The organism is Emticicia agri, assembly GCF_004168285.1.
In the GTDB taxonomy this organism is placed as follows: Bacteria; Bacteroidota; Bacteroidia; order Cytophagales; family Spirosomataceae; genus Emticicia; species Emticicia agri.
In genome coordinates, this window is the sequence record NZ_SEWF01000023.1 from 84,459 (window position 1) to 110,799 (window position 26,341).

The window sequence follows — 26,341 nt, forward strand, 5'->3', positions numbered from 1 at the left end:
TTTAATTTAAAATTTGATAAACTTCATTTAAGTATTTAAATATTGAGTCTTTATTAGGCTGCCATACCAAATTAGGATGAATTGCTGGCCAATCATGATGGCCATTAAAAGCGATACGGTCACATGGCAGATAAAGACATAAAGGTCCCCAGTTTCTAAAAACCTGCTGACATCTTTTTGACCAATTTGGCCATTTATGCTGTGGAAGAGGTTGGTTATCAACTATATCCCATAATTGAGCAGTGGGTGCAACTTTGTTATAATCTGTCAAGTCAAACCTTAAATAGTATTTTTCATTATTTTTGGCCAAAACCCAGAAAAGATAAATGGGCCACTTGGGCCCATTTTCATTATTAATCAATCCCCAATCTCCATCAATCTCTCCCGAAAGATAATCTGCATTTTCCATGTCTTTTTTTAAAATATCTTCTGGCGTTTCAAGAAAACCATTGATATCTTTTTTCGGACCAAAAACTAATGAAACAGAGCATTCTGAATATTGCGTTAAAGAACCAACCATGATTTTTAAATCATTAAGTGCATTACCATTTAATAAAAACTGAAAATCAGCTACTTCTTCATCAGACATTCCAAAATGTTCTGCTGCCTTTTTTATTAAATTTTTAAGCATCAGCGCAGGTGTCGTTTGCAAAGAAAAACCTTTACCTGCATACGAAATAGAAACAAATACTCTTTTGCACATACCGATAAATAGAGTATCTCCTTCCTTTACTTTATAAAAGTCTAAAGTTTTGCCTTTATCTAAGTCTTCGTTTTGATTTTGAATATAAACTTCAATATCTTCTTCGAAATCTGACTTTTTTCCCAAATCTGGCAATACCTTTTTCATTAATTCGCCAATAGTCATAGAAGGCTCCGCTTCTATTTTGTAGGCATTAACATCATTATTTTTTCTAAAAAACAACTTCATGTCTAATAATTGTTAAAATTATGAATATACAAATAGGAGGCCTAGCAAAGTTGAAAACTATGCAATAGAAGTCTAAGGCACACAGAAATGTGTTTAAAGACAGCCTTCAACAAATAAAAAATGAAGTTAGATAGAAAGTAAATGATTAAATTAATACTTAACCAAGGCTCCCAGATTTGGAAATATGAAGAAGTTTGAATATCTTTGATGTGCAAGATACAAAGAAATTTGGCGGTTTTATCAGACCGTCATCCTCTTTCCAAAGCCATTGGGAAACCAGTGGCTTTATTTTTTACCAAATGTATAAACTAAAAAATGAAAAACAAATTATTTTTAGAAAAATTTTAAATAAAAATAAGACATAAAATGTAAAATTTCATTTTCTGTTTCGTTATTACATAAAATGTACATTATTAAATCTTTACGAGCATTACTTATATCTTCATTACTAATATTAATATAGTTATATATAACAATTACAACCAGAATCATTTACAATAAGGCAATATTTATTATAAACAATTGTAATAATATCTCAATTATTTGGTTAATATATATATAATACTTTACTTTGTCATCATCTGTTAAATCATCATCTTCTAAAATCTCCAATTCTATATGATTATAACCTATACTTAATTTTCTTTACTTCACTCTACTAATAGCAGCAATTAAAAGTTGCATAAGTTCCTGCTTACATTCAACACACTATTTTGTGTTTATTATTTTATCTAAAATGTGCTTTCATTTTACTTAATCTTAATAATTTTATAAGAAATGAATAATGATAACACTAACAAATAAAACCTATTCCAGTCCAGGCGAAGTAATCAAAGATTGTTTACAGCAAGCGGAATGGACGCAAGAGGATTTAGCTCAAATTCTTTCACTTTCATTAAAGCATGTTAATGAAATTATAAAAGATAAAAGGCCATTATCACTTGAATTGATTTCAGATATTGTACTCACCTTTAGATTAGACTTAGAGGACAAAAACAAGTTTGTGGATATATATTCCGAATTCAGACTTAAACAATTAAACCAAAAAGAAAATAGCGAAATAGAGCAAAAAGCAAAACTATATAAACTTCTCCCAATAGGAGAAATGATAAAAAAAGGCTGGATAAGCAAGTATACAGATTTTCAGAATTTACTTAAAGAGGTAAATAAAGCTTTAGGATTTGGAGCAAAAAACATTGAAGATTTAGATACCGAAATACAAAAGTATCAATTAACTCTTTCTTATAGAAACTCTACTAATGAAAGCTTTAATCCCGTTGAAAATAATAGAATGGCTTGGCATCTCTATGCGCTCCAAAAAGCTAACCAATTAAAAAATATTCCAAATTATGATAAATCGAAGCTAATAGAGCTTTTTGGTGAAATACATACTTATACAAATAAGAATAATGGAATTTTCTCATTTCTAAAGAAACTTAACGAAACTGGAGTTAGATTTGTATATTTATCTCATCTTTCAAAAACCTATACCGAGGGTGCAGCTTTTGATAGCGATTTAGGGCCAGTTATTGCATTAACTGGTAGATTTGATAGAGTAGATAATTTTTGGTTTAATTTATCACATGAGATTGTACATATAATAAGGGAACACTATTTGTCAAAAGCGGTTATTATGGATGAACAAAGCACATTATCCAAAGATAATTTAGACCCTGATGAAATTGAAGCTAATGAAGAAGCTTTTAAAAAATTAAAAGGAGAAGAGATATTAGAGCATTTTAAGAAGTTTTTTAATTATATACCCGAAACAGAAGTTCTTTCTTTCTCAAAAGCTTATGAAATCCATCCTTCTATTATAGTAGGAATCTTAGCATGGCATGGACAGGTATCTTACTCAATTCTTCATAGGTTTAAAGAGGGTGTTAAAAGTAATATTCCAGAAAAGTATAGAATAGGATAACTAAAAAAGAGAAGCTGCAGCTTCTCTTTTTTAGTTATCCTATTTCCTACTTGGCACAAACTCCCAGAAATCAGAAACCCCGATATATTTTTCGGTATTAATTTTAGTAGCTCCTACATAATACCCAAAACCGATATATACTTTGCCGGATACTTTAGCGGTAGAAACTTTGATATTGCCACTACCCGGATAGGTAGCAAACCTGACCCATGTATCAGTCGAAAGGTCGTACTCCCATATATCTCTGAAACCTTTGGCTTCGGTTTTACTCTGTCCCAGACCATAGTATATCTTATCGGCTATGCCAAAGATAACACCTTCATACCTGTCTTCACCCGGAAAATCAGCCTTTCTTATCCAGGCATCATTGGCAGCATCATATTGATAAAATTCATTGGTTTTTCGGTTGGCACTTTCACTTTCAAGCAATACATACCCATATTCCTTTCTATTGAGTTTTGCCGATGCCATAGCAAATTTACCCAAAAAAGCGCCCGGAAATGGCTTGAGTTTTTCATATACCCGAATCCTGCTGATATGCCACATCTGTTTCCCGGCATTATTCTCAATAAAATACCCGTCGTTATTAGCCATAAATCCAGTCAGTATGGTTGCACCTACGATGTCGCCTGACAGGTTAAAATCTGTCTGCATCCAGTTATCAAGGTAATAATTGATGCCATTCGGAAAGTTTTCGTTGATAGCATAGCCTCCGCCCAGCAGAGAAAAATATTCAACCTCAGTTCTTCCGAATACAGCAAACGGCCCTAACAACATAGGCGCATACCGGGGTGTAGCTTCCAGTTTTCTCAGATTCCAGAAATTTCCTTCAAAGCTATAGGTACCTGTAATGGTTGTTTGCGCATCAATGTTTCCTGCCATTTCAATACGACTTTTGTTATCAATAGCTAAATGGTCGTTAGTGGTATCGGGTCTTACCATTACGCAGGAATAAAGGTCTTCCATTTCGGTTTTTACCACGCCATCAGTGAAGGAATAAGTTTGCGGAGAATTCAACTTACGCCACATGGGTGAATCAGCCGTGTAGGTGGGTGCCTCTTCTCTTGTCAGGGTCTCATCAATAAACTCCGGATTTTTCTTTTCACAGGCGAAAATTCCGGTTATAAGGCTACTGGCTAATACTATTTTATATACGCTTTTCATACAATCTCTTTTTTAACAACTGAATCAAAAATATAGCGGAATAAAATCCGGTTGGTTATTCCCAGGTAACCGGGGGTGTACAGCCATATCCCGGATACGCACTCAGACAGCCAACAACCGGTTTTTCTGATGGAATCAGAGGTGGTAGAAGTCCGAAACTTGGTTCACTCGAAGAACTTATCAGAGAAGGGTCAACCGTTAAACGTTTTGTACTTACACCCGATACGCCAAAAAAGCCCAGTGCAAAATCTTTATCATCTTTTTCGTTTACTATATTGCCGATAATAGTCGATGGCAGAGGGTCAAAAATACTTCCTGTGCGGGTTCTTTGGTCTTCATACTGCTGCCAGAAAAGATAGGCTTCCTGCGAAATAGACATCTGTTTTACTTCAATATAATGCCTTGAAAGCGGAACAGCCTCATCAATCGGAGAAAAATGAACTAATCGTTTTTTTATTTCTTTGCCGTTAATATAAGTATCAGCAGAAATATTAATTCCATCGCTCTGGTTATATGCCCAACAGGAAGGCCCACAGGCACCGCCGCCAGTTCCGCCATTGGTTCTTTTATACGAAATCGAAAAACTTTTCCATCGGTAATAATCTGTCGAGTTTTCGGCGTCTTTGGTATCTATATAAGTACGTACAAAGTCTTTGATTTTATCGGCATAAATAGTATTGATAGTCGGCACACCTTTCATTAACTGCGGTTTGGTAATATATACTTTGCCATCGGGCATTTCGATACGTAAGGAATAAGACCTACCTATCTCACATTTAAACTCGTTATCTGTCTGATACAAGGCAGGTTCATAAATATTTTGTCGGAAACGTACCGAATTACCAGCATCGTCAGTCAGAATAACTCTTGCGCCATTTACGGCCAATCTTGAGGTAATAATGCTCCCCGAAACAAATTTTCCCGAATAACTTAAACGTAGATTATAAGGTGGATTTTCGTTGGTTATTTCTCCGTCTACCACCAGTACAGGCGCTTCGTTCCGGTAGGGTAATTCCACCTGCTCAACGCATGATAACTGAATAAGAATAGCAAAGATTATGAATAGTATATTTCGTTTCATTTCTTAAAAATTGTAAGTAACCGCTACCGCAGGTATGATATTTCCAAAAACTGATAAACGATAAGAGCGGATAGAGTTATTATAACGCACAAAATAGATTGAATACGGATTTCTGCGCCCATAAATATTGTAAAACGAAAGCGAGAAAGTATAATACTTCTTTTGCTCAGGCGTTTTACGGGTATCTTTCAGTAAAGACATATCCAGACGGTGATATTGAGGAATGCGGTCTAAATTCCGGGCAGAATAATCAATTACTGTTTTGCCTAACAATCGATATGTACGGTCAGGATAAGTAGCAGGACGACCAGATGCATACACAAAATTGGTCGAGAAAGTCCAGCCATTACTGATAAAGTGCTGGATAGATAGCGCCAGGTTATGCGGTTTATCGAAAGTGGAAGGAAACCATTGACCGCCATTCACCTGTTCTGTCGGATACTCTGAATCAACCCTTGCCAATGTTCTTGAATAGGTATAAGACAAACTTCCTTTAAGCCGACCTTTGTTTTTCTGAATACTCCCCTCTATCCCATACGCTTTTCCGATGGCTTGTACCAGTTCGGTTTCAATATTCGGATTAAAATACAACCTCGCCCCATTCTTATATTCTACCAGATTCTGAATGTCTTTGTAATAGGCTTCAACAGAAGTTTCGTAAGTATTATCTTTAAAGTTTTTGAAAATACCTATCGACAATTGGTCGGCCGTCTGTGGTGGAATATGTTTGTCTGATACTTTCCAGAAATCAACTGGAGAAATAGCTGTGGTATTCGAAATCAGGTGCAGATACTGGCGCATACGAATATAGCTCAGCTTAATAGCCGCACTCTTGGTAAAGGCAAAACGCATGGATAAGCGTGGCTCAATACCACCATATTGCTTAATCAGCTGATTCTTGCCATACGATACGCTGTCAGTAATACTCTGGGTAGTTCTTGTTTGTCCTCCGGCATAATCAAAAACCTGTCTGGGGCCTAAATTCTGAAAGGTAGAATAACGAGCTCCTGCCTGTACACTTATTTTTGGTGTAATAGACCAGTCTATATTGATATAAGGAGAAATTTCACGGGCATATTCTCTCGGAATATCCAACGTAATGATGCTTGAAGTACTTACATCAGGCTTTAAATTACCGGGATTGATTCTATAATCAACGGCATTCACCCCGATTTCTGTTTTTAGCTGTTCTTTTGGCGTATATAAAGCAAAAGCACGCAATTCGTTATGCTGTATTCTTGAATTGAGTGTAAACTCATAGTCTTTTCTATAGCCTTGTGTGCCAAAATCGTAGTTGCAATAAATGCCCTGCACATTCAGGGTTAGTGTTTTGCTGATAAGGCTACTGTATTGCAGGCTCAGGGTTTGAGTTTTGGCATAGTAAAGGGTATCATCTGCAAACTTGAAATTATCAAAGCTGCGATAGCTATTCAGTGTCAGTATGTTTTTAGCGTTGATTTTATACTGAAGTTTTCCGTTCAGGTCATAAAAGAAGGCTTTACTTTTATCGGTAGGTGACGGAAACTGATTAATCATGAAATTAGGATAAGCTACCCTGCCAGCCACCATAAAAGTAATTTTGTCTTTCAGTATTGGCCCCTCTAAAACTACCTTACTGGTAATTAACCCTACCCCTACGGTACCTGTCAGTTTTTCGGCATTACCGCTTTTGGTATTCATTTCCAGCAATGACGATAAACGCCCCCCATACTGCGCAGGAATACCTCCTTTGTATAGGGTTACACCCGATAAAGCATCTGAATTAATACTACTCAAAAAACCCAATAAGTGTGAAGTATTATAAATAGGCATCCCATCTAACAGAACCAGATTCTGGTCAACCCGCCCGCCTCTTACATTGAAGCCGCCTGCGCCTTCACCAACCGTAGTAATACCGGGTTGCAGGGTCAAGGCTTTAATAATATCTGTTTCGCCAAACACCACAGGAATCTTCTTCAGGTTTTTCATTTCTAATTTTACTACGCCCATTTGTGTTTCCTTGATATTCCGGTCTTCTTTGGTCGCTTTCACCTCTACCTCAGCCAGCTCATCAACACGTAAATTAAGTTTAATATCTCTTGTCAGATTCTGATTAAGATTGATATTGAAAGATTCTATTTTGTACCCCAGCGCACGGACAGTAACTACGTACCCTGATTTAGGCAGGTAGATACTGAATTTGCCACTACTATCTGTTAAAGCACCTCTGCTGATACCTGAGAAAAAAACACCCACACCCGGAATAGGCTGCCCATTAGCAGCATCTGTTACGGTACCTGAAAAAGAAAATCTACTTTGAGAAATTGCAGTAAATGCCAGCAAAAGAAAGACCCCACCCAATAGTGCTGTTCTCATAGACGTTGGTTAATAGAATTGATAGATAGGCAAAGTATTATTCCAAAAGTACAAATAATTCTTTCTTAAACCAATTCATAACAGGGTGTATAGACCATCTTTATAAATGTTCAGATAAGGTTACTTTTTAACCCGAGGCCATGTATCTTTAGAAACTGCCACTTTTGAATCACTTCCGGGCAATAGGTCAAGGGTAACAGGTCTATCTGTTTTTCAGTCAGTTGCCGACCGTGATATGATGCTCCGCTCTGATATGGAGACTGGTGTAAGAGAAGGCTATGAGCGTCTGTATGAATTAATTGAGCAAGGATTAGTGAAATAATCGAGAAGATTGAGGCGATTAAATCTGTGTAAGTGGAGAAAAGTAGGTATTAAGTAAAAATGTCGGATGGTTTTTTATTTTTTGTAAAATAATTACCTTTGGCACTCCAAATATTATTTCGACAGAAGCGTAGCTATCTCTACGTACACAGATTTAAAACTTACACATCATGGCATACGGACTCCTTAAAGGTAAAAAGGGTATTATTTCAGGTGCATTAGACGAGAAATCTATTGCATGGAAAGTTGCACTAAAAGCGAAAGAAGAAGGTGCATCAATCGTTTTAACAAATGCTCCTATCGCAATGCGCATGGGCGAAATCAAGAAATTAGCCGAAGCCTGTGAGGCAGAGATTATTCCGGCAGATGCCACAGTAGTAGAAGAGATTGAAAACCTTTATACCAAATCAATGGAGGTTTTAGGCGGAAAAGTTGACTTTGTACTACATTCTATCGGTATGTCGCCTAATATCCGCAAAGGCAAAGCCTACGGCGACCTGAATTACGACTGGTATATGAAAAGTGTTGATGTATCGGCCTTATCTTTTCATAAATTCTTACAGGTAGCTGAAAAAATGGATGCTATCAATGAATGGGGTTCAGTAGTTGCCCTGACTTATATGGCGGCTCAACGAACGTTCCCGTTCTATACTGATATGGCAGAAGCCAAGGCAATGTTAGAATCTATTGCCCGAAGTTATGGTTACCGTTATGGCAAACTGAAAAAAGTACGTGTTAATACGGTTTCGCAGTCTCCTACTAAAACAACGGCAGGTACGGGTATAGGAGGTTTTGATAAATTCTATGATTTTGCCGATAAAATTGCCCCATTAGGCAATGCGTCAGCAGATGATTGTGCTGATTACGTAATCACCCTATTCTCTGACCTTACTAAAATGGTAACCATGCAAAACCTTTTCCACGATGGGGGGTTTGTAAATACCGGAATTTCAGAAGATGTAATGGGCTTATTAGACTAACTGAATATAAAGTCTGTATATGGAAAGAGGAGCTTTGTGGCTCCTCTTTGTATTTTAGGCTTCCATATACCAAAAAGTCAGCGAATAGAATTCGCCATCTAAGATAACAAAGGTTACATTAGTAGTGTATGCCGGACTTAAGTCCGGCATTTGGCATAAAAAGACCTTTGTTGTCTTAGCCACCGAATTCATTCGGTGAAATGCGTTGGACAATTTCATTATTTCTTCAACTCGCCATCTACCATTCGCCAGATGCTCAGCGGGTTATCATTCTTCAGTTCATCAGGCAACAAGGCGTCAGGGAAATCCTGAAAACTAACCGGACGTGTAAAACGGGTGATGGCTCTTGTACCAACCGATGTTGAACGGGAATCGGTAGTAGCCGGATACGGCCCTCCATGAATCATAGCATGACCTACTTCTACCCCTGTTGGTAAACCGTTAATAATCAATCGACCTACCTTCTGCTCTAAAATATCCAACAGTTCACTATATTCTTCCAAATCTTCTTGTGTACCATGAACAGTAGCGGTCAGGTGTCCTGTCAGGTTTTGTGCGGCTATCAGAATCTCTTCTTTTGTATTGGCTTCTACTATCAGACTGGTAGGCCCGAAAATCTCTTCTGCCAAATCAGGTTGTGCATTCCATGACTCAATATCTGTATGCAGAATCACAGGTTCTACTGCCGTATAACCTTCCGGAGCCTTGCCTATACCTACTACTTTGGTATATTGTTTCGAGTGTTCGGTTCCTCTGATATACGCATCACGGATACCCGGTGTAAGCATCACACCTCCCTGTGTATCAGGTGCATTTTTTTCTATTTCATCAATGAAATCTTTGTCATTTTGCAGAAACAGAATGCCCGGATTGGTACAGAACTGACCAACGCCTAATGTAACTGATGACAAATAAGAATTAGCAATCGCTCTGCCTTTCTCGGCAAGTATCTTAGGTAAAACAAATACAGGGTTAATACTGCCCATTTCGGCATATACTGGAATGGGTTCAGGGCGGCTGACAGCCGCATCATACAAGGCTTTGCCTCCTTTCAGTGAGCCTGTAAAACCGATAGCTTTTACAGCAGGATGCTTTACCAGCGCCATGCCTATCTCGTGGCCGTCATCAAATAACATGGAAAATACACCATCAGGCATGCCTGTAGCTTCTGCTGCTTTCTGTACTGCTTTTCCTACTAATTCAGAAGTACCTAAATGGGCAGGGTGAGCTTTTACAATTACTGGGCAACCTGCCGCAAATGCCGAGGTGGTATCGCCGCCCGCTACCGAGAAAGCCAAAGGAAAATTACTGGCACCAAAAACACCTACTACCCCCAATGGACGCTCCATTGAACGCAAGTCAACACGGGGAAGGGGCTGACGGTCGGGCATACCGGGGTCAATACGGGCATTCACCCATGAGCCTTCGCGTAAAAGTTGGGCATACAAACGTAGTTGTCCTACGGTTCTGCCTCTTTCGCCTATAGCCCTTCCTTGTGGTAAGCCTGACTCTAAAGTATATCTTTCCAATAAAACATCGCCCAGATTTTCTATTTCTTCGGCAATTTTTTCCAGGAAATTGGCTTTTTCAAAGCCTGATTTTTTGCGGTATATCTGAAACGCTTTTTCTGCTTTTTCAGCTGCTAAGTCGAGCTCGTCAATGGTAGCTTTAAAAAAAAGTGGTGCTAAGGCCTCGCCTGTAGCCGGATTAATGCTTTGTATGGCAACCGTCCCTTCTGAAAAGGTCTCGAAACCAACGATATTTCTTCCTGTGAGTTGCATTGTAGGAGTATTAATGAACGAATCGCTGTTGTCTCCGTTACTGAGTATTTATTTATTTTGTTTCTACTGTATTAACCAATGTACCTATGCCTTCAATCGAGATACGTATTTCATCTCCTACTTCTAAAGTAAAATCGTCTGGTGGTACAATTCCAGTTCCTGTCATTAAAAAACAGCCATGTGGGAAAGAAGTTTCCCGAAACAGAAATTCTACCAGTTCGGTATGCTTTCTCTTCATCCGGTTAATGGCAACCGAGTCAGAAAAATATGGAATTTCATAACGCAATATTTCAATCTTAATCAATGTTTCAGAAAGAATAGGCTCGTCTAAAATAGTGATACAAGGGCCTATGGCTGTACTTTTGTCGTAAGATTTAGCCTGGGGCAGATACAAAGGGTTTTCGCCCTCTATATCTCTCGAACTCATATCGTTGCCAATGGTATAGCCCGAAATCTGCCCTTTAGAATTAATAAACAGGGTCAGTTCCGGCTCAGGAACATTCCATTTAGAATCACGGCGGATACGCACTTTTTGCCCTGACCCTACTACCCGGTGGGGTGTTGATTTGAAGAAAAGTTCGGGGCGTTCTGCATCATAGACTCTGTCATAAAAATTATCTCCCCCTGCTTTTTTCGACTCCTCCATACGGGCATCTCTGCTTCGCAAATAAGTAACACCCGATGCCCACACTTCCTGCGACTGGATAGGGGCTTGCAGGCTGTTATCAATTAATGATTTATACTCCGGCACAGGTGAAAGCAATTGTATTTCACGTTGTAATTCAAAAAATAAATCTTCACGGTTAATAAACAAATCCCAGTCCTGATGGCGAGAGAGGAAGTATTGGTTTTGGTATTCGATAACGAACCCTTGCACAGTTTTGTAGGCTTTCATTGAGAGGCACAATATTTTTTTTCAATATTAGGTAAAAAAGACTTATATACGTACACAATGCGTCTATATTTATATGGCTTTTTTTATTGTATTTAATCAAACGCTAAAAGAGTGAATATTTTTAATGAGACCCAATTAAAAAAATATTAATCTGTTTAAGCTACTCAGATTAACTACATTTAACTTCTATACCTCTTGATTTGTTGTAAATTTCATTAAAAAGTACCAATTAAACAATGAAGTCGTTTTTTATCAGTATTACTTAAAAATGGTGTTTAAGTACTACAAATATTTATCTTAACTTAGCGGCAGGAAATGAAAATCAGAAATATGCTTAAAAAATTATTATTCATTTGTTGTTTCGTGTGGCTTACAAACGCTTGCTACTCGCAGGCTTTTACCTATTATCCTTTCAATTCGGTTTTTTCTATTGCCAGCAATCCTAACAAACCAGTATGGTTAGATTTCAGGTTTCAGATGAATTCTTATTTTTCTTCGTTGAGTACCGAGATTTCGCCAATGGTAAATCTCACTAAAGGCAAGGCTAAAATGTACATTGGGGCAGGCATTAAAGCAAATTTCCTGAATTATATGAATACCGACCCACAAAAAAGAAATCCTTTGGAAGGTTATTGTTTTAATGTAGGTGTACGTGTTTCTCCTTTCGAGAAAGTGCCACAATTTCAGGGCGTTTTTGAGCTATCTCCCTATGCCAACAAGCAATTCGATTTAGGCATTTTCAGAGCCAATTTAGGTGTAGCTTATGTGTTTATGAAAAAGAAAAAAACAGAGTAATCCGGACTTATGTGTCCATGATTTCACTTTCTACAAAGTACATTCCTTTTTCTCCACGATTTTTAATGTCCTTTTTCCCTCTGTCGGCACATACAAAGCGGTCTTTTATCAACTGGTAAGTATCTTCTGAAATATTTACCTTACCCGGAAGGCTTACAGATTCAACCCGGGAGGCGATATTAACCGTATCACCCCAGAGGTCGAAAGCAAATTTCTTTTCGCCTACAATTCCGGCCACTAATTCGCCTGTATGAATGCCTACACGGGCTTCAAAATAAGGCAGGTTTTCTTTTTTTCTTTGTTGTTTGCGGGCTTCTACAAACTCCTGCATTTCAAGCGCAGCCCTTACTACCCGCACGTGTGCTTCGTCATCAGAAACCGGAACACCTCCGGCAGCCATATAAGCATCGCCAATGGTTTTTATTTTTTCAATTTTATTGTGTTCCATAATCCGGTCGAACCGTTTGAAACAATAATCTAATTCAGCCACTAATTCCTGCGGGGTCAGTTTTTCTGCTAAGAAAGTAAAGCCTACAAAATCTGAAAACAATACGCTTACCTTTGGATAATATTTAGCTTCCGAAAAACCATTCTTTTTCAGTTCTTCGGCTATTTCTTTAGGCAGAATATTGAGTAGAAGATTTTCAGCCTTGTTTTTCTCGGCATCAATTATTTTAGAGTATTTTTTTACATTTACCATACTCCTGTAAAAAATAACTGCCAGACAGAGCATGGCAAATACAGCCATAATTAACAAGTTAGTCTGGCTACGTTTAAGTTTTACTTCGGCTTCTTTTTGCTCTAAAGCTTTCTGCTGGTCGCTTATTTTAAGCGAGTCAATCAGTTTAGAGTAGGTAATAGAATCCAGCAGTTGTCGCTGTTGCAATAACATAAATTCGGCCTTAATCTGTGCCTCATTCATGAGTTTAAGATTTTTATTGGTAATCACCAATTGCGAATCTAACGAGCGTTGTTGCGAATAAAGGTCTTCATTCTGTTTTTCCAGTTGTTTCTTTTCGTTTTCAATTCTTCCCTTTTCTTTGGCTATTGCCTCTAATTCTCTTGCTTTTTTATTACCAAAGAGTCGCCAGCCTTTTTTCTGCGTGCTATCTGTTTTGTTGCTCTGAGCAACAGCACCATGAAATAGCGTGGCAGATAAAAACAGGATTACAAAAAATTTACTCATAAAGCTGTGTGATTATTTAAACGAATCAATCGTATTCGTTAGTTGTTCTTTAATAGCACTCACCGCTGTCTGGTAACCAATTTCAACAATTTTATCATAAGATTTCCAATCCATCAACCCAAAATTACTCACATTCGGATTAATATACAGGTCGCAGTAAGGTTTGTACTGATTAGCTTTAAAGTCGCTGGCAATGGTAGTTGACTGAAAAATCATAGACATCATATTAGGAATTTTTGCTCCTGTACTATTTCCCATCACTCTTGCTTTAAAACTTGTCCAGGTATTCCCTGTCTGAATCTCTTCTTTCTTCTGAAGCGAGCGTTGTATATTCATGTCAACCGAAATCACTTTGCCAACCCCCATCGAAAGCATGACATCTACAGGCGTATTGTTAAAAATACCTCCATCTACCAATAAGCCATCGTCATCAATTACAGGCGGAAAAACACCCGGCAACGAAATACTGGCTCTTACATACTTGCGCAATTTGCCATGCTGATGAATGACCGCTACTGCTTTGGTAATATTGCTCGAAACACAGTAGAAACTTCGCCACAAATCTTCAATATCAACAGTGCCATAATATTTTTCGAGAATTTCTTCTACTTTCTTGCCTTTAATCAACGAAAAATACGGAATCAGATTAAAGTCAGAAGTCGGGTTTTTGCCTTCGAGATAAATAGCCCGCATCACGCCATAAAGTTTTTCTGCCGAATTGCCCATGGCAATAAAGCTGGCAATAATAGACCCCATACTGGTTCCACCGACAAAATCTACCGGAATCCCGTATTCTTCTAATGCCCTAAAAACCCCAACATGTACAAAGCCTCTGGCGCCACCACCCGACAAAACCAGACCAACCGACTGTCCCATCAGGTAACGTCGGATACGTTCAACATCGGAGGGTTTATCCTGCTCTACATGAAAATGCCGTTGAACTTGTCTGTTTTGCAACCAGATGGAAGTTTTAGAAGGTATATCAGTTTTAGACGGATGAATGAGAATAAGGGTCTTGCTGACATCTGAATAACGCCCATATAATAAAGAAGTTTCGGATGGCTGGGGATTGGGCGCAAAATGGCTTTCGCTGATAATCAATACCTTATCTGCCTGACGAATACATCTTTTTGTCCATTCGCTGTTCATGGAGTCAGTTTCGTACAATACATAACTATACTGCGCCTCCTGTTCATCAAGCCAGTTACTCAATAGCCGGTATTTTTCTACATCTGATTTTTCTGCATTCGCAATCTGTGTATTATTAAAATACTTGCTAATGACAGGGATTGATAAGTATTGGCAGGTATCCTGTTTCCTGAGCGATTGAAATATTTTCTGGCAGAATTGTTTTTCAACTTCCGAATTATGTAAACAAATCAGGGCAATGTTTGTAATTTTATAGTTGGTCTTTTTTGAAAGATTCTGCCTGTTTAATCGCTCAATAATCAGATTGGTGATATTAAGCACTACTCTCGGAGATATCGCAATAATTTTCTCGAATGTTTCTCTACTGATTTTTACCAGTACCGAATCGCGAATGGCAATAATATCTGCACTACGTGGCGAATCTGTAAAAACGCCCATTTCGCCTACTGTTTCACCTGGAGGAATTTCTCCAAGAATCACTTTTTCTCCTGAACCATCGGTAACATAAGCCTGTAGTCGGCCACTTAAAACACCATACAGGCTATCTGACTGGTCTCCTGCATGAAATAAAATTTCTCCTCCTGATAACTCTTTCCATTCAAGCAAACTAAATACTGACTCAAAAGCTTCAATACTTAAATTACCGAAAATTTTGTTAAGCGTTAACTGGAGCAAATCGTGGTAGATTGTTTTTTGCATACTCAGTTATTAAAATTGTCAGAACTACTTTAGTAAATTATGACATACAATTATTCGTTCGTTCATAGTTTCACTCAATGAAAATTTCAGACACCAATAGGTAACAAAATTGGAGAAAAATAGCTAATAAGACATAGTTCAAAACGGTCATTCTTTTACTCATTTTGGACAAAAGACACAAAAGATGGTTTTTAATATTCTCTTAATTGAAATACCTATCCAGCTAAATAAAATAAAGAAAAGAAATTATAGTACTTTTTTGATTTTGTATATACATTATCAATGTATAGCCATAGATTTGTAGTAACAACACCACAATCTATCATCTTCAATTTTCTCTGATTTTGAAAGTCATCATTATTAAATATAACGCAGGCAATGTGCAGTCGGTAATGTATGCCTTAGAGCGTATTGGGGTAGCGTACGAATTATCTGACGACACCGATACAATCCGCTCGGCAGAAAGAATTATTTTTCCGGGTGTAGGCGAAGCCAGCACGGCCATGAAAAGCCTGCGTGTGAATGGGCTGGACAAACTGATTCCGACTTTGAAACAACCTTTTTTAGGTACGTGTGTAGGTATGCAATTGCTCTGTAAATCATCAGAAGAAAATAATACCGATTGTTTAGGCGTATTTGATGTACCTGTACTCAAATTCCCTCAGATTAAAGGCTTTAAAGTACCGCAAACAGGTTGGAATGATATTTATGGCTATGCGTCTGAATTGACCGATGGACTGGCCGAACATTCGTATGTCTATTATAATCACGGTTATTACGCTCCGTTATGTGATTATACCGTAGCTAAGACCGACTATATGCTCGAATACTCGGCCATGTTACAAAAAGATAATTTCTTTGCCGCTCAGTTTCACTCTGAGATTAGTGGTGATGTAGGGCAGAAAATTTTTGAGAATTTTTTGAAGGTGTAAATTAGAAATCAAGTTAGAGTTTTATTATTTTCTACTTATATTTACTTAAAAATAAGTAAAAATGGATAAAGAGGGTGTTTATTTAAAAGAGGTAGAGATAACAGATGTAAAGTGTTTTAAAAACACTCATAAAATCTCCTTTACTAATCCAAATGGAGAGGCTTATCAATGGAATATTATATTAGGCAACAATAATACTGGAAAAACTACTATTCTAAAAATTTTAGCTTCATTGGAACCTAAATTAGAATACACTTATTTTGATGAAGTGGATGTTAATGTTGGAGGTAATATTGTAAGTAGAGAAGTGAAATCTTATCAACCATCTGCTACTATAAGAAAAGAAGTAGAAAAAAGCTATAGTATAAGCTCAATATTAAGCAATTCATTAGACTGGCATTTTTCTAAAACTCGAATTAAACTTGATAGTGGAGGATTTATTAACCCTATTATATTTCAATCTGTTGATGAGACCGAATCTAATTTTAATTCCTTAGACAACTCTTTTTTTATCGGATATGGTACTTCAAGGAAAATGTCTGAAACTAATATCTCTAATAATATATTAACAACAAATAATTCTCAAGGAATTTTTAATGACAAAGTTGAATATATTAATGCGGAAGAATGGTTAATACAATTAGACTATAGTCAAAAAAATGCTGTTACAGAAGCAAAGGCTATTTTCTCTAAAATAAAGAATATAATAATCACCGGTTTATTGCCAGATGTAAAAGATATTGAGTTAATATCAGAAATAAATAAAAAAACTAACTCAATTCAAAATTATGTATTATTTCATACTGATTATGGCAAAGTTCGTTTAAAAGATTTAGGATATGGTTATCAATCTACTTTAACATGGGTAGTCGATTTAGCAAAAAAAATGTTCGAGAAATATCCTGAATTAGAAAATCCATTAACTGGTTCTGCCATAGTTTTAATAGATGAAATAGATTTGCACTTACACCCAGATTGGCAAAGAAAATTGATTGGCTATCTAAGCAATATTTTCCCTAATGTTCAATTTATAGCTACAGCTCATAGTCCGCTTATTATCCAATCAGCCGACGATATTAATTTAATAATTTTAGAAAAAGATAAAGATAATACTCATATCCGTCAGGAGTTTGGTACTTTTCAAGGTTGGACAGTAGAAGAAATACTCCAAAATTTAATGGGATTAGGTGAAAAAACGGTTTCTGATAAATATTTGGAATTACTAAAGCAATTTGAAGAGGGAATGGATGAAGAAAATTACGAAAAGGCAAATTCTGCCTTTGAAATATTAGACAAAATATTACACTCTACAAGTAGCCAACGCAAATTATTGAAATTGCAACTTGGCTCTATTGCACCTGCCTACACATGATAAAGCTTAAAGACTTATCTTGTCCTCCAGAATTGACAGAAGAAGTAGCGCAAGCACTTACTGACGAATTTAAGACTACGGGAAATTCGGTTTGGAAGAAAGATTATATTGCTGAACAACTTATGACAATGTCGAATGGAAAATGTTGTTTTTCAGAATGTAAACTTTCCGAAGAAGGAAAATATGCCGAAGTTGAGCATTTTCATCCTAAATCTCTCTATCCTGATGAAGTAGTAAAGTGGGAGAATTTACTACCTATTAATAATGCTGTCAATAAAGCTAAATCGGCTCATGATACTAAACTTGAACCAATTATTAATCCTCGTTTTGATAACCCTAAAAAACATTTAGCCTTTAAAACTTTTCGTTTTAAAGGGAAAGATGAAATAGGAAGAAAAACGATAGAGGTTTTAAACTTGAATGATACTCGTTTATGGGTTGATAAAAGATATGAAATTGGGAATGAAGCAGTTGAGACATTAGAGGATATTAGTCAAGAATTACAGGAATATGATAGATTAGAAGTAAAAACTACTCGTAAAAGAAATAATATTCTTCGGAAATTAAGAAACCTCTTTTATGAAGGAACTCCTGAAGCCGAGTATAGTGCAGTGGTGGCTTCCTACCTGCTAAATGATGATGATTATATTATTATTAGAGAAATATTAGTTAAATATAGTTTATGGGACGAAGAGTTTGAGAAATTAGAAAAACAATTAGAATTTTGTGCATTAGACGTAATATCATGAGTTTACAAATCATACCAGCTATTGACATCATAGAAGGCAAATGTGTTCGCCTGACCCAAGGTGATTACTCCCAGAAAAAAACCTATAATGAAAATCCGCTTGAAGTTGCCAAGATGTTTGAAGATGCCGGAATCAAGCGTTTGCATTTAGTTGATTTAGATGGTGCCAAACAAAAAAAGATTGTCAATGCCAAAGTATTAGAAACCATTGCTTCCAAAACCAATCTGCAGATTGATTTTGGCGGAGGAGTACAATCAGATACTGACATCAGATTAGCTTTTGATTGTGGAGCCAGACAGGTAACCGGAGGAAGCATTGCTATTAAAAACCCAGAGTTATTTGAATCGTGGCTCAAATCTTATGGGAGCGAGGCCATTATTTTAGGAGCCGATGCCCGTCAGGAAAAAATTGCCGTGAGCGGTTGGGAAGAAGAAACCAGTGTGTGGGTCTATGATTTTGTGGGCGAATGGATTCAGAAAGGCATCAAATACACTATCAGTACTGACGTAGCCAAAGATGGCTTGTTACAAGGTCCATCAGTGGACTTGTATAAAAAAATGCAGGAGCAATTCCCTGATTTAAAAGTGATTGCCAGTGGTGGTGTAAGTTCGATGGATGACCTTGAAGAATTAGCTGAACTGAATATTTTTGGCGTAATTGTCGGCAAGGCTATTTATGAAAACCGTATTAGTTTGAAAGATATAGAACGCAGATTTATATGAATCACGAATTCAAGAAAGACGGATATATCATTAGCACAGACCAGCAATTGTTGCAGTTTGATGTGATTCATAAATTCCTTACAACCAGTTACTGGTCGCCGGAGATTCCTATGGAAGTGGTGAAACGAGCAGCCGCAGGTTCTATTACTTTTGGTATTTACAAAGATTCAGGCGAACAGGTAGGTTATGCCCGTGTGATTTCAGACTGTGCTACTTTTGCTTATCTGGCTGATATATTTATATTGGAGTCAGAAAGAGGGAAAGGTTTATCAAAATGGCTCATGACTTGTATTATGCAATTACCTGAATTGCAAAACCTAAGACGCTGGGGTTTAGCTACCCGTGATGCGCATAGCTTATATGCACAATTCGGCTTCACGCCCTTAGATAATCCAGATATAATGATGCAGATTGCAAGGCCTAATATTTACAAAGAATTGAGTGGTTTAGTAAATGAGTGATTTAGTGATTAGTCTTGAAATTTGCCGCGACAGCGTACCGTTTTAGATGATTTTGGGATTTACTGAACTTAAATCCTGCAATCAGTTAAATCCGGTAAATCAAAGTTCAGACAAAATAATCACTCATTCACTAAATCACTCATTCACTAATTCACATTTGATTTAACTCATGCTTACCAAAAGAATCATACCTTGTTTAGATATAAAAGACGGACGAACTGTAAAGGGCACAAATTTTGTAAACCTGCGTGATGCCGGAGACCCTGTTGAATTAGGAGCAGAATATGCCCTGCAAGGAGCAGACGAATTGGTGTTTCTGGATATTACAGCTACTGTTGAAGAACGTAAAACGTTAATAGATTTGGTTCGTCGGGTTGCCCGAACAGTTAATATCCCTTTTTGTGTAGGCGGAGGGATTGGGTCAGTCGCTGACGTCTCTAAATTACTGAATGCCGGAGCAGATAAGGTTTCTATCAACTCATCGGCCGTGCGCAATCCTGATTTGATTAATGAGTTGGCTTTAGAATTTGGCTCTCAGTGTATTGTAGTAGCTATTGATACCCGATATATTAACTTAGAGAATGGCACACAGGAGCATATCGTACATACACACGGTGGCAGAAAACCAACCGAATTGAAAACCATTGAATGGGCAAAAGAAGTAGAAAACCGGGGAGCAGGAGAAATTCTGTTGACTTCGATGGATACCGATGGCACTAAAGCCGGATTTGCGTTAGAACTCACCGCACAGATTTCTGACAATGCCAATATTCCTATTATTGCCTCAGGCGGTGCCGGAACAATGGAACATTTCTACGATGTTTTTACTACCGGAAAAGCCGATGCGGGATTGGCTGCCAGTATCTTTCATTTCAAGGAAATAGGTATCCCTGAATTAAAGTATTACCTCAAAGGTAAGGGCATTTCTATGCGTGTCTGAATAGCCTTTATTTCCCTGCTACCAGACGCTTGATTTGTCCGCTATAATGGTCAAGGATATAAATTTCTTCATTGGCATCTACCCCAAAAGATGATACAGAACCACCCTCTGAACTCAATAATTCATTGCCCGTTTTGGTATTTCCATCAAAAGAGAGAGCCCATACATTTCCTTTAGCATAATCGGCAAAGATATATTTACCTTGTAGCGCAGGAATACGCTTGCCGTGATACACATATCCTCCGGTAACAGAAGTGCCATCACCACGAGGGTATTGATGAATAGGGTCTATGAGTGTGTTTGTAGGGTTACAGTCATTTCTTGGATTATAACAACGATTGGCTTCCTTCAGACGCCAGCCATAATTACCTCCTTTCGTAACAATGTCTATTTCTTCAAACTCATTCTGCCCTACATCTCCTACCCACATCTGTCCGGTTTCTGAGTCAAAACAAAAACGCCAGGGATTACGCAGACCATAGGCATAAATCTCTTCTCTGAAACCCTCTGTATTGCCTACGTAAGGATTATCAGCCGGAATCCCATAATGGCCTTTATCGGTTTTATGCACATCTATCCGTAGCATTTTGCCTAATATAGAGGTTCTATTCTGCGAATAATTGTGCTGGTCGCCCCAGGCACCGCCATCACCTACGGCAATATAGAGGTAGCCGTCAGGGCCAAAAGCTATTTTTCCGCCATTATGGTTATCATAAGGTTGTGGAAATCTCATGATAATCAATTCTGAGGAAGGAGAGACTTTGGCATCTTTATAAGAGTTCGCTTTAAACCGGGCAATAATCGTTTCTAAGGGGTTTCTTTTATTGTAATTTACATAGAAATAGCCATTTTCCTTAAAATTCGGGTCAAAGGCAATCCCTAATAGCCCCATTTCGCCTAAATCATCTACCTTGTCTCTTATGTCCATATAAGTAGAGGCCGTTTTCACTGATGGATTATTGTCAAATACCTTAATGACTCCCTCCTGTTCCAATACAAAAATCCGGTTGGTACCATCACCCGCATGCACAAACTCAACCGGACTATTGAATTTCAGGTTTGGGAAAGCATTTTCAAGCTGATAAGCTGTAGGCGCTGCCTGGAAGCTGTGAAAAAGTTTGTTACCATTTAGATAGTTTATCAATAACACAATTAGTCCAACTGCTATAAGAGCAATTGCTAATAGAAAAATCAATAATCTGTTTTTATGTCGGCTAATTGAAGATTCAAAAGGCAAACGGAGGTACATACTTATAAAAGTTTAGATGGAGAAATTTCATAAAACCTTAGCAGGCAATACATTTGCTGCTATTTGCTATGCTATACTACTACTTTGGCTGCATATATACAAGACTAAACGCTATGAACGGCTACTAAAACAGGTTGAAACGTTAATTTTTATTTCGTTCTATCATATTTTCCAAGACCAAAACCCATTCGTGGGCATCACATTTCCAATCCATTTGCGTGATTTTCATAGGGGCAAAAAATCGTAGAATGGGGTTCTCGTAAGAACTTAGGAGAGGTCCTAAGAAATAACAGAAGTCAGGGTCTGGTATTTGTATGGTCAGCACAGCGTCAGTTTTTAAACATTCCGTAATTTCTTTGGTATAGCCAAAATCATTTATGCTGCTTAACTTTAGTAAAGCTGTTTGTAAAAGCACTTTATTCAAGGCAACTTTTTCTATTTCAAACAGTAAGAGCGTTTTTTCAATCAGGTCTTTTCTATATTCCTCTAAAGGAGTATCTCTAAAATCGCCTAATAAGCGAGCCAGATGATAGATAATCAGAGGTGATGTTGCATAATTATGTGATACCTGAAACGGGTGGCTTATCATTTCCTTTCTGCTGATAATTCCTTTGAGATACATATAGGTATCTGCATCATACTCATTACGTGGCAGTTGATGAGATTCAAACAGATACATGAGGTTGCATAAGGCACAGGCATCAAACTCTATAGCCATGTTTTTACCAAACCAGGTAGAGTAAATGTTTAAATCTTTATAATGCTTAAAAGTATTCTTTACTCGTCTTTTCTTTTTAACACCTTCCGATAAATTGGCATGTAGTTTCAGTTTTTCTTTCAGCCACAGCACTTGTGATTTATCTGCCTGTGAAGTTATATAAATCAACGATGTATCGTCAATGTCATCGGGTAATCTGAAATGCTCCATGTGGCGGAAAATAGAGCCATTCGGAAAATGATTAGAAACCTGACCATCCTTTGGTGTCTGCCAGAAATTATAAGTCTTTAAGCCATCTTTATTCTGAAATGCCGGATAATTCTGAATAGCCTTTTTTGTAATCTCATCAACAATAGTTTGTGAAGCAGAAGGCAGAGAAGATTTGAGTTGATTGAGTACAAAAACAATGGAAGCTGTATAGAAAATATTAGTATCAGGTCTTTTGTAAAGCAGGTATTTATTCTGTCGGTGAGCAGGGAAAATACCTTCGGGGAAATATTTATCGCCCCGTGACTGTAACGAGGCGATTGTCTGAATGATTGAATGAATGGTATCTGTTGGCATCATGCTACTTTCAGAACCAGCTTACCTGTGTTTTCTCCTTTGAATAGTTTCATCAATGTATCCTGAAAAGCCCTGATACCTCCTTCGGCAATTTCTACTTTGGCATTGAGTTTTCCTTGCGCCACCCAGCCTGCCATTTCTTTAATAGCTTTGCCATAATTAGCCGCATTATCAAAAACCACAATCCCTTCCATACGGGCACGGTTGACTAACAACGACATATAATTGCTCGGCCCTGCCGGTTTCTGAATAGCATTGTATTGCGAAATAGCCCCACAAATTACGATTCTTGCTTTCATATTAATAAGCGTCAAAACGGTATCCAATATTTCTCCACCTACATTATCAAAATAAACATCAATACCATTGGCACAAACCTCTTTCAATTGTCCTCTCAAATTTCCGGCTTTATAGTCCACACAGGCATCGAAACCTAATTCTTCTACTACATATTTACATTTTTCTTCACCACCTGCTATGCCCACAACTGTGCAGCCTTTAATCTTGGCAATCTGCCCTACTACACTTCCAACGGCACCTGCAGCGCCTGATACCACTACTGTTTCACCAGATTTAGGCTGGCCTGTATCCAAAAGCCCGAAATAAGCCGTCAGACCCGACATACCCAATGTACCCAAATAGGCAGGCAAAGGCACAAAATTCGGGTCAACTTTTACTAAATCCTTTCCATCTAACACCGCATACTGCTGCACACCTGTGATTCCTGTTACTGCATCTCCTGCTTTGAAATCAGGATGTTTAGAGTCTATCACTATACCTGCGCCTAAAGCCCGCATTACCTCTCCGATTCTTACTGGCCGCACATAAGATTTTCCTTCATTCATCCAACCACGCATGGCAGGGTCAATAGAAAGATACTGCACTTGTACTAACACCTGATTCTCCTGTAAATCGGGTGTATCTACTTCTTCTATATCCCAACATTCGGGGGTTGGATTACCAATCGGACGAGCCAGTAAGTTAATGCGTGTATTATTCATAAGATTTCAGGTCTGTTTATCTGTACAGTTCAAAACTATAATATTAAAACGAATTTATTGCATTTCTTTGAAAATAGTCGATACAAGAATCTATAAAATTGTGATAAGGAGCAAAAAATCTAATAAATAGACAAAAAACTTTTAAAAGAGTTTTGTTTAATAATCAAGAGTTTAGTATCTTTGCAGCCCGAATTAGATTAGCAAAGATATTAAATACATAAAACAATGGCGAAGAAAGGCAATCGTGTACAAGTTATCTTAGAGTGCACTGAGCAAAAAACAAGCGGTGTAGCAGGTATGTCTCGCTACGTTACCACTAAAAACCGTAAAAATACTACTGGTCGTATGGAGTTAAAGAAATATAACCCATTCTTGAAAAAACATACTACTCACAAAGAAATTAAATAATTTTTGATTGTAAGGGTTCATAGATTGTATCAGAATCCTGGGAAATCAATTGAATCAATACATCATAAAACGATACTAAAATGGCAAAGAAAGTAGTCGCTACGCTTCGTGATAAAACCGCAGGAAAAAACTTCGCAAAAGTTATCAAAGCTGTGAAGTCTCCTAAAACAGGTGCATATACTTTCAAGGAAGAAATGGTTCCTATGGAAGAATTGCAGAATGCGCTAAAAGCATAATCTCGACAGAAAATATTGATAGAGGCCTTCTTGTAACCCAAGAGGGCTTTTTGTTTTTGCTGTTGCTGAGAAAATATATCAAAAAGTGCCTCTTATTAAGAAGATAATTTTTCCAAAATATATAGATTATGTATAAGCTCTTACCCTAAACAATGAACTTTACATTTTTATAAATTCGCTTCATAGAAATTTCTATTCCGAGAGATTGAAGCGGCAATTTTCCTTCAATAGTAGTTATTATTGTTTCATGCCAAAGGCCGGGGCGCTCTCTATACCAAACTTCTGCATAGCACTCATTCTGACGAATCATTACATATTCTTTGAACGATTCAAGCGTTTTATATTTATCAAACTTACTTGTACGATCGTAACGTTGAGTTGATTTTGACAAAACTTCCACCACTAAAATCGGGTTTATTAATAATAAATCCTCATCATCCCAGAATAACGGCTTTTCACAAACGGCTAAGGCATCTGCATAAACACTTTCATCAAGAACTGGCAAATATATTTTCTGGTCGGAACCTAACACCAGATAATTCTTTTCAGATTTTTCAATAGTATTAGTCATATCAACAGCCACATTCATCGCTATCAGATTATGATTATATCTTGCGTTAGGCATTTTTATTATCTCCCCATTTATAAATTCATGTTTATGCGCCGAATTACCCTCCTTTCGTAAATATTCTTCCAAAGTATATTTACGAGCAGGTTTATGAAGGCTAATTCTTGGTAAAAAATCACTTGTTCCCGTTGCCATCTTTTCTGAAGTTTATGTACAAATATAACCAGTTTTATAGTTTAACGTGAATTCGATGTTTATTTAATGATGAAAGTAGCTGGTTTAGTCTCATAAAAGCAATATGCAATTAGTCCACCAAAAGTATGAGCCATAGCATTGATAGGATTTCTATGTCTGGTATGATCTATGTCAAAAACAGTCATTAGAATGTCATTGACAGATTCTATCAAAGCCCGTTTTTTTAGGTTGATTTTGTCTTTTATTTTCATCAGTTTATTTTTCATATTTTTTCTGACTTTAGTAATCAATAAAAGCCCTCTGAGATAGTATTGTTCAAAGAGTTTAGTTAGATATCCTTTATCACCAAAGCATTGTCCTTTTAGACCATCAAACATATAATTCATAAGTCTGTCATCATTATCAGAGATATTGGCTGGTGTAAGGGCGAAATTAATAATTTGACCTAATTCATTGATTATCAGGTGGGTTTTTAGTCCATAGAACCAACCAGTAGAAGATTTTCCACGACCAGCAAACCCTACAAAGACTTTATTTGAATGAATTCGTCTATTATCACAAACGGGCATTTTCTTACTATCAATAAAATAATTACCCGTCCTAATAGAAAACAAAGAAAGGTATTTTAAGAACATTTGTAATCTCAGAGTCTGATAGGGAATTAATTCAATAAAACGATTATATGAAGGTATTTTAGGGAAATCTTTCACTAAAACATTCCTTACTAAATCTTGATAATAGTACTGAAAGCATTTATATCCTGAATAATGATAGAATATAATAAGTGTCAAAATTTCACTATCACTTAAGGTACTTAAGGGTTGGTTTTGGTTTGCAGGTACCCCCCTTTTTGCTAACCAATTATCAAATAATTGACAGAAATCATCGCATCTCACAAAGATTTCAATTAGCTTATTTTCATTATATTGCATAAGAATTGGGGTGATTTTTGAGGTTTATGGACGGGA

General features: G+C 37.2%; 24 protein-coding genes. 11 read left to right on the forward strand and 13 right to left on the reverse strand.

Annotation, left to right across the window (positions count from 1 at the left end; translation table 11 throughout):
* Position 1: 1 nt before the first annotated feature.
* Positions 2 to 931, reverse strand: a complete 930-nt coding sequence (locus tag EWM59_RS16115; RefSeq protein ID WP_130022258.1) for a ubiquitin-like domain-containing protein — start codon at positions 929 to 931, stop codon at positions 2 to 4.
* A 784-nt stretch (positions 932 to 1,715) separates the two neighbouring features.
* On the opposite strand from EWM59_RS16115, the gene EWM59_RS16120 reads away from it, so the two are divergent.
* Positions 1,716 to 2,852, forward strand: coding sequence for an XRE family transcriptional regulator (locus EWM59_RS16120; protein ID WP_130022259.1), 1,137 nt, complete (start codon positions 1,716 to 1,718; stop codon positions 2,850 to 2,852).
* 39 nt (positions 2,853 to 2,891) lie between these two features.
* Here EWM59_RS16120 and EWM59_RS16125 read toward each other — a convergent pair whose 3' ends face one another.
* The 3 genes from EWM59_RS16125 to EWM59_RS16135 are packed head-to-tail and all read right to left on the reverse strand — an operon-like array spanning position 2,892 to position 7,452.
* On the reverse strand, positions 2,892 to 4,016 hold the full coding sequence (locus tag EWM59_RS16125; RefSeq protein WP_130022260.1) for a Kelch repeat-containing protein: 1,125 nt from the start codon (positions 4,014 to 4,016) through the stop codon (positions 2,892 to 2,894).
* Positions 4,017 to 4,071: 55 nt separating this feature from the next.
* A complete protein-coding gene (locus tag EWM59_RS16130; RefSeq protein WP_130022261.1) occupies positions 4,072 to 5,097 on the reverse strand; it encodes a DUF4249 domain-containing protein in 1,026 nt (341 codons plus the stop codon).
* Positions 5,098 to 5,100: 3 nt separating this feature from the next.
* Positions 5,101 to 7,452, reverse strand: a complete 2,352-nt coding sequence (locus tag EWM59_RS16135; protein WP_130022262.1) for a TonB-dependent receptor — start codon at positions 7,450 to 7,452, stop codon at positions 5,101 to 5,103.
* Positions 7,453 to 7,943: 491 nt separating this feature from the next.
* On the opposite strand from EWM59_RS16135, the gene EWM59_RS16140 reads away from it, so the two are divergent.
* Positions 7,944 to 8,753, forward strand: coding sequence for an enoyl-ACP reductase FabI (locus EWM59_RS16140; protein WP_130022263.1), 810 nt, complete (start codon positions 7,944 to 7,946; stop codon positions 8,751 to 8,753).
* A 218-nt stretch (positions 8,754 to 8,971) separates the two neighbouring features.
* Here the strand turns inward: EWM59_RS16140 and EWM59_RS16145 are convergent, their stop codons facing one another.
* On the reverse strand, positions 8,972 to 10,534 hold the full coding sequence (locus tag EWM59_RS16145; RefSeq protein WP_130022264.1) for an aldehyde dehydrogenase (NADP(+)): 1,563 nt from the start codon (positions 10,532 to 10,534) through the stop codon (positions 8,972 to 8,974).
* Between the two features lie 52 nt (positions 10,535 to 10,586).
* A complete protein-coding gene (locus EWM59_RS16150) occupies positions 10,587 to 11,429 on the reverse strand; it encodes a fumarylacetoacetate hydrolase family protein (protein ID WP_130022265.1) in 843 nt (280 codons plus the stop codon).
* A 363-nt stretch (positions 11,430 to 11,792) separates the two neighbouring features.
* Here EWM59_RS16150 and EWM59_RS16155 point away from each other — a divergent pair, with 363 nt between their 5' ends.
* Positions 11,793 to 12,224, forward strand: coding sequence for a hypothetical protein (locus EWM59_RS16155; RefSeq protein ID WP_165372194.1), 432 nt, complete (start codon positions 11,793 to 11,795; stop codon positions 12,222 to 12,224).
* A gap of 7 nt (positions 12,225 to 12,231) precedes the next feature.
* On the opposite strand, the gene EWM59_RS16160 is transcribed toward EWM59_RS16155, so the two are convergent.
* Both EWM59_RS16160 and EWM59_RS16165 read right to left on the reverse strand, forming a co-directional pair.
* Positions 12,232 to 13,410, reverse strand: a complete 1,179-nt coding sequence (locus EWM59_RS16160) for an adenylate/guanylate cyclase domain-containing protein (RefSeq protein WP_130022267.1) — start codon at positions 13,408 to 13,410, stop codon at positions 12,232 to 12,234.
* Positions 13,411 to 13,422: 12 nt separating this feature from the next.
* Positions 13,423 to 15,258, reverse strand: a complete 1,836-nt coding sequence (locus tag EWM59_RS16165) for a patatin-like phospholipase family protein (protein ID WP_130022268.1) — start codon at positions 15,256 to 15,258, stop codon at positions 13,423 to 13,425.
* A 344-nt stretch (positions 15,259 to 15,602) separates the two neighbouring features.
* Between EWM59_RS16165 and hisH the strand changes: the two genes are divergently transcribed.
* The 6 genes from hisH to hisF all read left to right on the forward strand — a co-directional run bounded on the left by hisH (position 15,603) and on the right by hisF (position 20,434).
* The gene (hisH, locus tag EWM59_RS16170) at positions 15,603 to 16,190 is read left to right on the forward strand and encodes an imidazole glycerol phosphate synthase subunit HisH (protein ID WP_130022269.1); all 588 of its coding nucleotides are present in this window, start codon (positions 15,603 to 15,605) and stop codon (positions 16,188 to 16,190) included.
* Between the two features lie 61 nt (positions 16,191 to 16,251).
* Entirely contained in the window at positions 16,252 to 17,562 is a 1,311-nt protein-coding gene (locus EWM59_RS16175) for an AAA family ATPase (RefSeq protein WP_130022270.1), read from the forward strand.
* Entirely contained in the window at positions 17,559 to 18,311 is a 753-nt protein-coding gene (locus EWM59_RS16180) for an HNH endonuclease family protein (RefSeq protein WP_130022271.1), read from the forward strand. Before EWM59_RS16175 ends, EWM59_RS16180 begins: the two co-directional genes overlap by 4 nt.
* Complete coding sequence (gene hisA, locus EWM59_RS16185; protein WP_130022272.1) at positions 18,308 to 19,033, forward strand: 1-(5-phosphoribosyl)-5-[(5-phosphoribosylamino)methylideneamino]imidazole-4-carboxamide isomerase; 726 nt, start codon at positions 18,308 to 18,310, stop codon at positions 19,031 to 19,033. The genes EWM59_RS16180 and hisA overlap by 4 nt, the downstream gene beginning before the upstream one ends.
* Positions 19,030 to 19,494 carry a GNAT family N-acetyltransferase gene (locus EWM59_RS16190; RefSeq protein ID WP_130022273.1) on the forward strand — a complete coding sequence of 155 codons (465 nt, stop codon included), beginning with the start codon at positions 19,030 to 19,032 and terminating at the stop codon, positions 19,492 to 19,494. The genes hisA and EWM59_RS16190 overlap by 4 nt, the downstream gene beginning before the upstream one ends.
* Before the next feature lie 169 nt (positions 19,495 to 19,663).
* Entirely contained in the window at positions 19,664 to 20,434 is a 771-nt protein-coding gene (gene hisF, locus EWM59_RS16195) for an imidazole glycerol phosphate synthase subunit HisF (RefSeq protein ID WP_130022274.1), read from the forward strand.
* Between the two features lie 7 nt (positions 20,435 to 20,441).
* Here hisF and EWM59_RS16200 read toward each other — a convergent pair whose 3' ends face one another.
* From EWM59_RS16200 to EWM59_RS16210, 3 genes are all read right to left on the reverse strand, one after another.
* Positions 20,442 to 21,683: a PQQ-dependent sugar dehydrogenase gene (locus EWM59_RS16200; protein WP_130022275.1), complete on the reverse strand. Its 1,242-nt coding sequence runs from the start codon at positions 21,681 to 21,683 to the stop codon at positions 20,442 to 20,444.
* 142 nt (positions 21,684 to 21,825) lie between these two features.
* Positions 21,826 to 22,968 (reverse strand): hypothetical protein, encoded by a 1,143-nt coding sequence (locus tag EWM59_RS16205; RefSeq protein ID WP_130022276.1) that lies wholly within the window; start codon positions 22,966 to 22,968, stop codon positions 21,826 to 21,828.
* Positions 22,965 to 23,966, reverse strand: coding sequence for an NADP-dependent oxidoreductase (locus EWM59_RS16210; protein WP_130022277.1), 1,002 nt, complete (start codon positions 23,964 to 23,966; stop codon positions 22,965 to 22,967). The genes EWM59_RS16205 and EWM59_RS16210 overlap by 4 nt, the downstream gene beginning before the upstream one ends.
* Before the next feature lie 225 nt (positions 23,967 to 24,191).
* On the opposite strand from EWM59_RS16210, the gene rpmG reads away from it, so the two are divergent.
* A complete protein-coding gene (gene rpmG, locus EWM59_RS16215; RefSeq protein ID WP_116983688.1) occupies positions 24,192 to 24,374 on the forward strand; it encodes a 50S ribosomal protein L33 in 183 nt (60 codons plus the stop codon).
* A gap of 80 nt (positions 24,375 to 24,454) precedes the next feature.
* Positions 24,455 to 24,610: a DUF4295 domain-containing protein gene (locus EWM59_RS16220; RefSeq protein WP_015029008.1), complete on the forward strand. Its 156-nt coding sequence runs from the start codon at positions 24,455 to 24,457 to the stop codon at positions 24,608 to 24,610.
* 145 nt (positions 24,611 to 24,755) lie between these two features.
* Here the strand turns inward: EWM59_RS16220 and EWM59_RS16225 are convergent, their stop codons facing one another.
* Together EWM59_RS16225 and EWM59_RS16230 are read right to left on the reverse strand one after the other, a co-directional pair.
* The gene (locus EWM59_RS16225) at positions 24,756 to 25,373 is read right to left on the reverse strand and encodes a Uma2 family endonuclease (RefSeq protein ID WP_130022278.1); all 618 of its coding nucleotides are present in this window, start codon (positions 25,371 to 25,373) and stop codon (positions 24,756 to 24,758) included.
* A gap of 59 nt (positions 25,374 to 25,432) precedes the next feature.
* Entirely contained in the window at positions 25,433 to 26,305 is an 873-nt protein-coding gene (locus tag EWM59_RS16230) for an IS982 family transposase (RefSeq protein WP_229239262.1), read from the reverse strand.
* Positions 26,306 to 26,341: the final 36 nt, after the last annotated feature.

What these genes read in the sequence shown, in the direction of transcription:
- EWM59_RS16115 (WP_130022258.1), bottom strand. Translation starts at nt 931, where the DNA reads ATGAAGTTGTTTTTTAGAAAAAATAATGATGTTAATGCCTACAAAATA.
- EWM59_RS16120 (WP_130022259.1), top strand. Translation starts at nt 1,716, where the DNA reads ATGATAACACTAACAAATAAAACCTATTCCAGTCCAGGCGAAGTAATC.
- EWM59_RS16125 (WP_130022260.1), bottom strand. Translation starts at nt 4,016, where the DNA reads ATGAAAAGCGTATATAAAATAGTATTAGCCAGTAGCCTTATAACCGGA.
- EWM59_RS16130 (WP_130022261.1), bottom strand. Translation starts at nt 5,097, where the DNA reads ATGAAACGAAATATACTATTCATAATCTTTGCTATTCTTATTCAGTTA.
- EWM59_RS16135 (WP_130022262.1), bottom strand. Translation starts at nt 7,452, where the DNA reads ATGAGAACAGCACTATTGGGTGGGGTCTTTCTTTTGCTGGCATTTACT.
- EWM59_RS16140 (WP_130022263.1), top strand. Translation starts at nt 7,944, where the DNA reads ATGGCATACGGACTCCTTAAAGGTAAAAAGGGTATTATTTCAGGTGCA.
- EWM59_RS16145 (WP_130022264.1), bottom strand. Translation starts at nt 10,534, where the DNA reads ATGCAACTCACAGGAAGAAATATCGTTGGTTTCGAGACCTTTTCAGAA.
- EWM59_RS16150 (WP_130022265.1), bottom strand. Translation starts at nt 11,429, where the DNA reads ATGAAAGCCTACAAAACTGTGCAAGGGTTCGTTATCGAATACCAAAAC.
- EWM59_RS16160 (WP_130022267.1), bottom strand. Translation starts at nt 13,410, where the DNA reads ATGAGTAAATTTTTTGTAATCCTGTTTTTATCTGCCACGCTATTTCAT.
- EWM59_RS16165 (WP_130022268.1), bottom strand. Translation starts at nt 15,258, where the DNA reads ATGCAAAAAACAATCTACCACGATTTGCTCCAGTTAACGCTTAACAAA.
- EWM59_RS16175 (WP_130022270.1), top strand. Translation starts at nt 16,252, where the DNA reads ATGGATAAAGAGGGTGTTTATTTAAAAGAGGTAGAGATAACAGATGTA.
- EWM59_RS16180 (WP_130022271.1), top strand. Translation starts at nt 17,559, where the DNA reads ATGATAAAGCTTAAAGACTTATCTTGTCCTCCAGAATTGACAGAAGAA.
- hisA (WP_130022272.1), top strand. Translation starts at nt 18,308, where the DNA reads ATGAGTTTACAAATCATACCAGCTATTGACATCATAGAAGGCAAATGT.
- EWM59_RS16190 (WP_130022273.1), top strand. Translation starts at nt 19,030, where the DNA reads ATGAATCACGAATTCAAGAAAGACGGATATATCATTAGCACAGACCAG.
- hisF (WP_130022274.1), top strand. Translation starts at nt 19,664, where the DNA reads ATGCTTACCAAAAGAATCATACCTTGTTTAGATATAAAAGACGGACGA.
- EWM59_RS16200 (WP_130022275.1), bottom strand. Translation starts at nt 21,683, where the DNA reads ATGTACCTCCGTTTGCCTTTTGAATCTTCAATTAGCCGACATAAAAAC.
- EWM59_RS16205 (WP_130022276.1), bottom strand. Translation starts at nt 22,968, where the DNA reads ATGATGCCAACAGATACCATTCATTCAATCATTCAGACAATCGCCTCG.
- EWM59_RS16210 (WP_130022277.1), bottom strand. Translation starts at nt 23,966, where the DNA reads ATGAATAATACACGCATTAACTTACTGGCTCGTCCGATTGGTAATCCA.
- rpmG (WP_116983688.1), top strand. Translation starts at nt 24,192, where the DNA reads ATGGCGAAGAAAGGCAATCGTGTACAAGTTATCTTAGAGTGCACTGAG.
- EWM59_RS16220 (WP_015029008.1), top strand. Translation starts at nt 24,455, where the DNA reads ATGGCAAAGAAAGTAGTCGCTACGCTTCGTGATAAAACCGCAGGAAAA.
- EWM59_RS16225 (WP_130022278.1), bottom strand. Translation starts at nt 25,373, where the DNA reads ATGGCAACGGGAACAAGTGATTTTTTACCAAGAATTAGCCTTCATAAA.
- EWM59_RS16230 (WP_229239262.1), bottom strand. Translation starts at nt 26,305, where the DNA reads ATGCAATATAATGAAAATAAGCTAATTGAAATCTTTGTGAGATGCGAT.